The sequence below is a fragment of the Amycolatopsis sp. NPDC050768 genome (assembly GCF_040654155.1).
GTDB lineage: Bacteria > Actinomycetota > Actinomycetes > Mycobacteriales > Pseudonocardiaceae > Amycolatopsis.
Genome location: NZ_JBFAHL010000047.1, coordinates 1 through 10,329 on the forward strand (window position 1 = coordinate 1; position 10,329 = coordinate 10,329).

Sequence of the window (10,329 nt, forward strand, 5' to 3'; positions counted from 1 at the left end):
AACGACCGCGCCAAACCCTTCACCTGGACCGCCACCGACGACGACATCATCACCAAAATCAACCGTAAAATTACTTCAGACACGCGACACTAGAGTCGGGGGCATGATCACAACGGCGCCTGTCATCCGTCCTTCGTCCGCTGCTGTGTGCGGTGGCGGACAGGGGCGGACGGCTCTGGGATCGGTCGCGTTCGTCTGCGACAGCGGCGATCCGCTCACGGTCGCCGACCCGGCCGGCAGGGGACACGAATGAGCGCACAAAGGCGCGAAGCGCCTGACACGACGGCACGAGGTGTCCCCGAAGCGCTGCAGGTCCCGGGTGTCCGCCACCGGTACATCGCCACGGGGCGGCTGCGCATGCACGTCGCCGAGACAGGTGCCGGATCCCCTGTCCTCCTGCTGCACGGCTGGGCGAAGCACTGGTACATGTGGCGGCACGTCATGCCCCTCCTGAGTGACTCGCACCGGCTCATCGCGGTCGACCTGCGCGGGGCCGGCTGGTCGGACGCGCCGAGGAGTGGGTACCGCACCGCCGAGCTCGTCGACGATCTGCGGGCACTGCTCGACGCTTTGGGGCTGGGCCGGATCGCGCTCGTCGGGCACGACCGTGGTGCAGCCCTGGCCTTCCAGCTCGCGCTGGACGATCCGGACCGCGTCACCCACGTGGTCGCCCTGAACGAACTCCACCCCTACCTCGATGTCCGACGAATGGTCCGCAACGCCTGGCGCTATCTGTGGACACCGTTCGTCGAGACACCTTTGGTCGGCCGCTTCGTCCTGGCGCACATCCCGTCCTTCACCCGTGGCTGGCTGCGTCGCGGTGTCGTCGACCGGGCGTCGATGCCGGCCGACGCCGTCGCCGCGTACGTGGACGTGCTCCGCCAACCCGACATCGCGCGCGCCGGTGAACAGCTCATGTACCAGTTCGCGTACAAAGAGTTCATCCCGATGCTGCGGCATGCGGAGACCCGCAAGCTTCGGCCACCCACGCTCTTGCTCGCCGGCGGCGCCGACCCGTTCACGCCTCCGGCAATGCTGGGTGCTGCCACGCCGCACGCCGCAGACCTGCGCGTCGAAGTGGTCGATGACGCAGGACACCACCTCCCTGAGGAGCGTCCCGAACTCGTCGCCGCCAAAATTCGGGACCACCTGAATCGGATCTGACACAGCGGATGTGCCGACCGAGCCGACCAGCACCAGCTCGCGAAGTGGCGCAAACCCTGCGAGCACCGACTGCTTCGGGGCGAGCCCGTGGCCTACCGTCGGGTGGGACGGTGGTGGGGCTCCCGGCGAGCCAGTTCCTCGGCAACCTCCTCGGCCGGCGGCTCACGTTCTCCGCCGCGGCGACCCTGCTCGTCGTGGTTGCGCAGACGGTCATCCGCCCGGGCATTCCACCGGACGGCCGCTCGCACCTGCTTGATCTGCTGGGCGCCGTGACGCAGCGGGCCGCCCGGTCCGGGATGGTGGCGGGCGCGCTGGTGTTCATCGGGCAGTTCACCACCTGGAAGTACTCGGCGCGCCCCAGAAACCGCGGAAGCCGCGTCGGCGGTGAATGTCACGAACTCCAGTAGCTCTGGCGGCAGGGTCCGGCGTCGGCGCGATCCTCGTGTCGTCAGTGACCGTGCAGACGGTGTTCCTCACGGCGGGCTTCATCGTGCTTGCCGCCGTACTCGCCGCCGTGGCAGCGCGGTTCCTGACACTCGCGCGGGGGATGAGGAGGCCAGGAGACGGCAGGCGGTAAGAGCCGACCGTCGGCTGACGCCGACAAGACGACCAGTGTAGACGAGAGAGGTGTATGACGGAATCGAACAGGTCTGCCTTGAAAACTATCTCTACTTGCGTTTCGTCGTTGGCTTCCAATCTGTCAATTGGTGGCATGGGAGACGGCGGCGGCGTTCCCTGTGCCTGCTCTGACTGCGGAGCAGGTGCTCTCTGAATAAAGGTGCGGAGCGAGACGCTGCTCGTTCACGGCGCCGGCGGGACGACCGGGTGGTTGGGTGTGCAGCTCGCCGCCATGCGTGGAGCCCGGGTGATCGCCACTGCCGAACGGGAGTCGCCATGACCGCAGAATCGCACGCCCGGAAACGGGACGCCGCGGCGACGAAAGCGGCGCTGCTCGAGGCCGCCCGAGAACTGTTCGCGGCGCGCGGTTTCGACCGCGCCACCGTGCGTGACATCGCGAGCCGCGCCGGCGCGAACCAAGCGCTGCTATTCCGCTATTTCGGCAGCAAAGAGGCCCTCTTCGAAGCCGCGATGACCCGCGGCGGCTTCGCCCAGCTCGACGCGACCCCACCCGAGCACCTCTTCGCCGAAACGCTGCGCAGCCTCCTCAAGGACAACTCCGAACGCCGCGACCGCTCCCTCGAGACCTACCTGCGCTCCACCGGCAACGACGGCGCGGACGCCGCCCTGCGCGACCAGCTCGGCGACGCCTACGGCCAGGCGCTGGCCTCCCTCACCGACGAACCCGATGCCGCCCTCCGCGCCGACCTCGCGTTGGCGTGGCTGCTGGGCATCGGCCTGGTCCGCGCGGTGACGCGGAAGGATCCGCTGGCGAGCGCTTCGGTGGAGGACGTGGCTCGGTTGACGGGGCCGGCGGTGCGGACGTTGCTGGAGCGCAGCGAATAGCCGCGTTCCTCGGCCGGCTCACGGGCAGGATCGAGCAGGGGACGTCAAGCACCGATGCCGGCTTCCAGGAACCGATCGCCGCGCGAGTGGTCAACGACCCAAAAAACTGGCGGCCATCCACGCAACGCAACTGTTCGCGCCTGGCTGCTTGCTCCCCGCGATCCAGTCGGTGTTGCTTGGGCTCGAGGGCCGCAAGCAGTTCGCTGACGGGCATGCTGACCGTCCCTGCTCGTCAACGCCGCAGGCCCACACCTCGCCGGCCACCCGCACGCCGGTACGAACATTGCCGTCGGCCCGCAAGCCCTTGAGTTTTTCTCGGCCCGCATACTCCGTCGCTGGTGTGCGTCGACTGGTTCCCGGTCGGGTGTATGGCCTGGTCGAGTGCGGATGAGGATCTACTTCTGGATCAAACCGGTGCGTTGGCCTCAGCCGGCGGTAAGAACCGATCGTCGACTGACGCCGACAAGAAGGTGAGCATGGAGGAGGGGGCGTAACTGGCTTCATCTCGTGATCGGCCGCGACCCGCGCACCACTCTGGGGTGCGGCCAGGTCGAGACCGACGAAGGCGGCTGTGTGGTGAGGCCCGGGAGCGTACGTCCCACACGAACCCGCCGAATGTCTTAACGGTCGACCACACGCGAGCAAGCTGGAGCGCGCAATCGTATGACGAACTCCGCGGGCGAACTAGAACATAGTGGCGCTGGCGGCCGCCCTCGTGACACGGCCTTGGACGAGGCAATCATCCTCGCCACCCGCAGGCGGCTGGTCATGGACGGCTTCTCCAAGATGACCATCAAAGACATCGTGGACGATGCCAAGGTCGGCCGCTCCACGCTGCGTCGACGGTGGGGAAACAAGTTTGACCTGGTGGTGGACGCCCTCGACTACGGTTTCCGCAAGCAAGGTGACTTGTACACCGTTGATCTGAACGACCTGGAGCCACGCGACGCGCTCGTAGAAGCCGTCCGCCATGTCGACCCCGCTCGCTACAGCCCCGACGCCATGGTGCTGATGGGAAACTTCGCCGCCGAGGCCATCCGCACGCCGGAGCTGATGGAGATCTTGCGCGAGCACGCGGTCCGGCCCCGCGTGGGATTCATCGAGAGGGCGTTGACACAGCTGCAGGAGCGTCGTGCGGTCCGGGCCGGTATCGACGTCCACACCATCTCGACGTTGTGCTTTGGAGCCTACTTCGCGAACTACTACGGCGGCGAGCGGTACATAGACATCCCTGCAGACGTAGTGGCTGTGCTGTGGCCAACGATCGCTGCTCGCACAACCATGAACCGGCGGTCGACCTCGCCGGTGCGGCGTGGCAGGTAATCACGCGCGGTGAAGGATTCTTCGTTCGATACCACGTTCCTGGCGGACCTTCACCAGTGCCTGATCGGCTCCGTGCCACTGCTGCGGGTACAGGCACGAGGTGGCTCGGCCCCAGTCGGCGCAGCTTTTGGTCGTCACTACCGGTGCGCCAGGCTGGCCCAAGCGGCGTTAATGTCGAGGAATGTCATGCCCGATCGACGTTCGATTCCTTCCCTTATGTGCAGTGAAATTTCGCAATGATTCCCCTAATATTCAGTTCGCCCTGATATCCGACGAAGCGGAAGAACTATGCGCGAAACTCTTGGGAATTCTGCCCTTTCGTCCGCGCGAGCTGAGGAGCTGGCCGTCCTTCGCCGAGAAGTCATCGGTGAGGTACTCGTCCCGGGGCAGCCGCGCTATGCGGACGAATGTCGGCAGTACAACTTGTTGGCCACCCTGGAGCCCGAGGTTGTGGTCAGCGCGGCCCGCGCGGCGGATGTCACGGCCGCGGTGAGGTTCGCCGGGGCCCGTGGGTTGCCTGTTGCGGTGAAGAACTCGGGCCATCAGATGGTTTCCTCTGCGCGTGGCTCTGTGCTCGTCACGACGCGACAGATGAAAGGCATCTCGATCGACGTAGCGCGCCGAAGGGCTCGCGTGGAAGCCGGTGTGATTTGGCAGGAGGTCATCGACGAGGCGGCGCGGCACGGTCTGGCTCCGCTGAGCGGTTCGGCGCCGGACGTGGGGGTGACCGGGTACACGCTGGGCGGAGGGCAAAGCCCAGTCCTCGGCCGGAGCCTGGGCTACGCGGCCGACCACGTGCATTCGCTCGACGTAGTGACGGCTGACGGGCAGCTGCGCACGGTGACTGCCGAGAGCGAACCCGACCTGTTCTGGGCACTGCGTGGTTGCAAGGGTAATTTCGGGGTGGTCACGGCGCTGGAGTTCGAGCTGTTCCCCGTCACCCGTTTCTACGGGGGCTCCCTGTATTTCGCGGGTGCGCACCTGGCCGAAATCCTGCACGCGTGGCGCGTGTGGGTCACCGGCTTGCCAGTAGAGGCGACCTCGTCGATCGCCGCGCAGCGATTGCCCCTGCTTCCCGAGCTGCCGGGGCCGCTGAGGGGAGCGAACGTGGTCCACCTCCGTTACGCGCACCTCGGGTCCGAACAGGACGCCGAGCGTCTGCTCGCCCCGATGCGCGCTGTCGCACCGGCGGTCCTCGACGCGATGTCAGAGCTGCCCTACACGGCTTCGCGGCGGATTCACAACGACCCCGAAGACCCGATGCCGTACTGGGACAGGACGACCTCACTGCGGGAGTTCTCCGCCGAGGCTGTCGAGGCCTTCGTGGGGGTCCTCGGTCCTGAGTCTGGTTCGCAGCTGGTCAATGTCGAAATCCGGTACCTGGGGGGTGCCTTCGATCGGGAGCCGGCCGTCGCCAACAGCGTCTCCACCCGGGGTGTGCCGTTCGTCGTGTTCGGCTTCGGCGTCGGCGGGCCTGATCAGGCCGAACTGATGCGCGGCAGCCTGGCCGCGGTGATCGACGCGCTGGCTCCCTGGTCAGCGGAGCGCCGGATGGCCAACTTTCTTTCGCCAGACGAGGCCACCAGTCCGGCCGAAATGGAAAAGGCGTTCGGTCCTGAACGCTACGCCCGCCTGGTCGAGATCAAAAAAGCCCACGACCCGGCCAACGTGTTCCGGCTGAACCACAACATCCCGGCCGCCTGACAGGGCGTTCCGCTAGGGCGAGTCGGACACAGCCTCGTTCCGGGTGTTCACGACGTGGACGACCTCTCAGCGATAGATGACGGGGAGTTCGATGCCCTATGGAGGTCAAGCGATCGTTGGCAGTCTGGTGCGTTGTGGGGCGCGGCCGATGAGTTCGTAGAGCTCGCGTGCGACATAGCGTTTGAGGCAGTGGATCGCTTCGCGCCTGGTCTTGCCTTCGCGGACGTGTCGGTCGATCTGCGGTCTGTGGGCAGCTAGCTACACGTGGGCCGAACGTCCTTGTCCGAGGGTGTGATCGCGCAATCCGGCCGAAGGCCGTGAGCGCCGTAGCGGCGCGCGCCGGCAGGCCACGTTGGTGGAGGTTGGCGGCGTGGGGGCGGCAAGTTGGGCGCACTGCCGGGCGGCGTCGTGCCACAACGCGTGGAGGGCTTTGCCCTCTGAACTGCGACTGTCGGGTCGCGCACCTCGCGTAGGGATGTCAGGCGGGCGGGTTCAGCTCGATGACGGTCTCCGCCTCGGCGTCGATCCGTTCCCGGCTGTAGAGCAGTGGGAACGCCTCCCCGCGGGCCCACGGTGCGAACAGGTCGGTCAGGTGCGGGTCGTCGAGCCGGCCGGACTGGCCCGGCGCGTTCATCGCGAGCGACGAGTCCCACTCGCCGACGTCGACGACGACCCGGAACGTCGCGCCCGCCGACTGCACAAAATTCGGCCCGTACTCGGTGCTCCCGACGGTGTCGCCGCTGCCGCCGCGCGGAAGCGGTTCAGTGGCGAGCCGGTCTTCGGGCAGGTTAGGGAGCAACGCCTTCAGCGGGTGCTGCGCGCGGGCGACGTGCAGCCGGCCCCAGGCCCACGCACTCCGGTCGGCGCCCAGCAGTTCTTCGAGGTCGGCGACGGCGGCGGGCAGGGTTTTCGCGACGACGTCGGCGAATGCGCCGGAGTTCTCGACCAGCTCGAGGGTAATGCGGGTGTCGGCGAGCAGGTCGTCCGCGGGTGACATGCGGGTGGCCGTCGTGTGGGCGGCTTCCGCGCCCACCAGCGGTTCCAGGGCCTGGGCCAGCAACGCGGGCCGCAGGTGGCGGCGGTACCAGACCTCGAACAGCGCGGCTGCCGCGGAATCCGGCGCCAGCACGGCGTCCCAGCCGGTGAGCAGGTCCAGCCCGTCGACGGCCACGCTCAGTTCCCGCAGCCGCGCCACGATCCGGCGCGCGGGCACGGACAGGAAGTCGCTCTGCAGCGCGACCATGCTCTGCGGGGTGGCGTCGGTGGTCTGCGCGAGGACCTCGTCGATGCGGTGCTTGCGGTAGGGCGCGTACCAGTCGTAGGTGATGTGCCGGTCGGGCGGATAGTCCGGCGGCAGGTTCATTTCGTTGGCCGTGGCCAGGAATCCCGCCTCCGGGTCGAGGGTGCCGGGCAGCTGGTCGGTGTCGTAGAAGCCGGCCCACTCGTAACGGCCGTCGCCCGGCACGGGCAGTGTGCCGTCCCAGTTGGGCCGGATCGGGGTGAGACCGCCGGTCTGCCAGGCGATGCGACCCGACGGATCGGCGTAGACCTGGTTCTCCGGCGGCGCGCCCCAGCGGTTCATCGCGGCCGAGAACTCGTCCCAGTCCCCGGCGCGCATGTAATCCATGCTGCCGAGGTAGGGCGCCATGCCGGCCTCGAGCCAGGCCGCGCGGACCGCGAACGCCGTGTTCCGCTCCGGACCCTGGTACACGACCGGGCCGTGGCGGGTGAAGAGCAGCTCGGCCTCCACCGGCTCGCCGTCGCGTACGGCGATGGTCTCGGTGACGCGCCGCATCGGTTCCCAGCGGCCGTCGTAGCGGTAGCCCGTCGGGTCGGCGGGATCGGTTTCGTAGACGTAGAGGTCTTCCTGGTCGATCGCGAAGATGGTGAGCCCGAAAGCGATCCGGCCGTTGTGGCCGATCGAAATGCCGGGCAACGCGGGCTCGCCGCCGCCGATCACGTCGAAGCCCGGCGCGTTGAGGTGCGCGATGTAGCGCAGCCCGGGCAACGCGGCGGCCGCGCGGTGCGGGTCGTTGGCCAACAGCGGCCGGCCCGAGCGTGTCCGCGAACCGGCGAGGACCCAGTTGTTGCTGCCCTCCGGCAACACGTCGCCCTGCGGGTCCTGCGGTGCGGGCGGCGCGAACACCGGCGCGGTCGTCGCGAGGTCGTAGACGCGCAGCACGTCGTCGGGGATCGCGGCGAGGTCGAGCCCCTCGGGGATCTCCACCGGCCGCCACGGTTCGCGCCGCCTTCGCAGCTCCTCGGCCTCCGCCGGCAGGTCACGCAGGGTGCGAGCGCGGGCGACCTCCTCGCGGACGTTGTAGAACAGGCCGTGGCTGCGGATACGCGCCACGTCGTCGGGTGCCCACAACGCCGGCTCGTAACCGAGCTCCCGGAACTCGGCGGGCAGCAGCTCGGGGTTCTGGCGCGTGAGCTCCACGAACGCGTTGACGCCCTCGACGAACGCCGTCGTCGCGCGTTTCGTGTCCGAGCCGTACGCGAGCCATTCGCGGTGCATGTCGCCGCGGTAGAGGAACAGCCGCGCCGCGCGGTCCCGCTCGGCGTGCTCGGGCCCGAAGACCTCGGCCAGGCGGCCGAGGCCGCGCCGGCGCCAGAAGTCGATCTGCCACAACCGGTCACGGGCAGCGTTGAAGCCCTGGGCGCGGAACGCGTCGTAGGTGCTGGCCGCGTAGATGTGCGGCACACCCCAGCGGTCGACCACGATCTCCGCGGGCGCTGTCAGCCCGGGCAGCGTGTGGGAAATTCGATCAGGTGCCACGACTGTCTCTCATCAAGGGGTTTACGGCACTGTCAGGGAAGGTGTGCCAGTGGACTGTCTGCAACGCATGGTCTCCGACCTGCTCGGCGGATCCGCCCGGTGTTACGAGCCGCCGGGGCGACAGCCCGGTGGAGCCTGCTGATCGTGCAAGACGTGGTCGAGACATCACGCGACCTCGGGGTGCAGCAGGATGTAGAGGGCTCGAGACCGGCGATCCGGTAGGCGGTGCGCAGCCACCGCTCAGGTGGGCACGCGGGCCGTCGGGGCGTGGTGATGGTCGAAGAGCGGGTGCTGGGCGACGGCCGGCGTGCAACGGTGTCTGCGCGATGATGCGGCCCGAGCCCGGAGACGTGGAGCTCGTAGTGGGGCGGGCCGGAGTAGTTGCAGGCCACCGCTCGGCCCACTTCGACCGGCCGGCCACGAACTTCCGGACCCGGGTCAGCTGGGCGGGATCGGCGAACGGCGACGAGACGCGCGCGGCGTCCCGGCGCAGCCCGGCGAGCTGGTTGTCCGCGAGGCGGGGCCCCGCCTGCTGCCGGGCTCCGCACCAGCGGCAGGAGCGCGGGCGGCTGCAGGCTGGGTTGGTACGGCCGCAGCGCACGACGTTGCCGTGACCACATGCGTCCGCGGTGCGCGGTGCGCGGTGTGTCGGCATCCCCTCATCGGTTTCGGTCATGTGTTTCCCCACTCATCAAATGCGCCTGACCGGGCTCTGCTCTCCCGGTACCCGGATGTATCCGCGCGAGTCACGCGGGCAGTCAGAACACGTCACGTCGCGATCTGACTGCATGAGGCAAGTGCGCAGCTGCCCGGTTGCGTGGCCGTGTCAATCCTTGATGAGGTCGATGATGTGGCCGAAGTTGAGATTCGATGCGAGCGCCGTCAGGTCTCCCTCCGCTAGCTTCGCCGCAGCCGCCTGTGTTGCTCCGAGGGCGTGTGTGTAGGGGTCGACCCCGAGGCTGATCCGGCGGACACCGATCGTCTGGAGTTCTGTGAGGGTAGCCGTGTCCTGGGGGCTGACGAGGACGTTGACCGGCTTGGGCGCGACTGCCTTGATGACTGCGGTGATGGAGGCCCGGTCCGGCAGGTTCGGTGCGTAGAGAACGTCCGCTCCCGCCTCCGCGAAGGCGGAGAGGCGGCGGATGGTGTCACCGATGTCGGAAATCCCCCACAAGAAGTTGTCCGTACGGCCGGTCAGAACGATCCGTCCGTGCGCAGCTGAGGCGGCGGCCTCGATGCGGCGAACCGCGTCGTCGAATTCGCGAATCGGCTGGGAGGGGTCGCCGGTGGTGTCTTCGATACCGATGCCGGCCAGGCCACGGGCGATAGCGGCATCGACGGTCGCCCGGACGTCCTCCGGAGTCTCGCCGTAGCCGTCCTCGAAGTCACCGTTGATCGGCAGGCCGCTCACCGACGTGAGGAGCGCGGCATGAGCCAGGTGCTTGTCGCGGCTGACGGCGTGGATGCCGTCGAGTCGACCCAGTGTCGCCGCGAAGGCCGCCGAGGAGGTTGCAACGGCGGCGAATCCGGCTTCCTTGAAGAGCAGGGCCGACGGGGCGTCCCAGGCGTTGGGCATGATGAACGCCTCGGGGCCGCGATGGAGTTCGAGGAACTGTTCGTAGCGGGCGTGTTGCGTCGTGTCAGGCGTTGTGATGGTCTTTCTTCTTTCTGCGGTTTGACCGGTCGTTCGATGCGAGCCTGGGTCCCCGCCGCGCACCCGCCACCATGGGGTCCTTTCACTCGGCCCGAATAGCCGCTCGCTCGATGTCCGGTCTGTTAGTGGCTGCCGGGGTCTTCGCTGGTGGTGTCCTGCTCGAGCTTGGTGACCTGGTAGAAGGTGATGGCCCAGCCGGTTCCGGTCTGTTTCAGCAGGGTGCTGAGGTAGACGTTGATTG

At 68.0% G+C, this 10,329-nt stretch carries 7 protein-coding genes; 5 read left to right on the forward strand and 2 right to left on the reverse strand.

Translation table 11 applies throughout. The features are described 5' to 3' along the window. The first annotated feature begins 357 nt into the window (after window positions 1-357). The 5 genes from AB0H62_RS51150 to AB0H62_RS51170 all read left to right on the forward strand — a co-directional run bounded on the left by AB0H62_RS51150 (window position 358) and on the right by AB0H62_RS51170 (window position 5,655). Window positions 358-1,164, forward strand: a complete 807-nt coding sequence (locus AB0H62_RS51150; protein WP_360593011.1) for an alpha/beta hydrolase — start codon at window positions 358-360, stop codon at window positions 1,162-1,164. 110 nt (window positions 1,165-1,274) lie between these two features. After that, window positions 1,275-1,571, forward strand: coding sequence for a hypothetical protein (locus tag AB0H62_RS51155; protein WP_220242496.1), 297 nt, complete (start codon window positions 1,275-1,277; stop codon window positions 1,569-1,571). 487 nt (window positions 1,572-2,058) lie between these two features. Next, the gene (locus tag AB0H62_RS51160) at window positions 2,059-2,628 is read left to right on the forward strand and encodes a TetR family transcriptional regulator (protein ID WP_360593012.1); all 570 of its coding nucleotides are present in this window, start codon (window positions 2,059-2,061) and stop codon (window positions 2,626-2,628) included. Window positions 2,629-3,354: 726 nt separating this feature from the next. After that, window positions 3,355-3,951 (forward strand): TetR-like C-terminal domain-containing protein, encoded by a 597-nt coding sequence (locus AB0H62_RS51165; protein ID WP_255638228.1) that lies wholly within the window; start codon window positions 3,355-3,357, stop codon window positions 3,949-3,951. A 426-nt stretch (window positions 3,952-4,377) separates the two neighbouring features. Continuing rightward, entirely contained in the window at window positions 4,378-5,655 is a 1,278-nt protein-coding gene (locus AB0H62_RS51170; protein WP_360593013.1) for an FAD-binding oxidoreductase, read from the forward strand. A 478-nt stretch (window positions 5,656-6,133) separates the two neighbouring features. On the opposite strand, the gene AB0H62_RS51175 is transcribed toward AB0H62_RS51170, so the two are convergent. Together AB0H62_RS51175 and AB0H62_RS51180 are read right to left on the reverse strand one after the other, a co-directional pair. Continuing rightward, on the reverse strand, window positions 6,134-8,434 hold the full coding sequence (locus tag AB0H62_RS51175) for a penicillin acylase family protein (RefSeq protein WP_360593014.1): 2,301 nt from the start codon (window positions 8,432-8,434) through the stop codon (window positions 6,134-6,136). Window positions 8,435-9,260: 826 nt separating this feature from the next. Beyond that, window positions 9,261-10,151, reverse strand: a complete 891-nt coding sequence (locus AB0H62_RS51180; RefSeq protein WP_360593015.1) for an isocitrate lyase/phosphoenolpyruvate mutase family protein — start codon at window positions 10,149-10,151, stop codon at window positions 9,261-9,263. Between the last annotated feature and the right edge of the window lie 178 nt (window positions 10,152-10,329).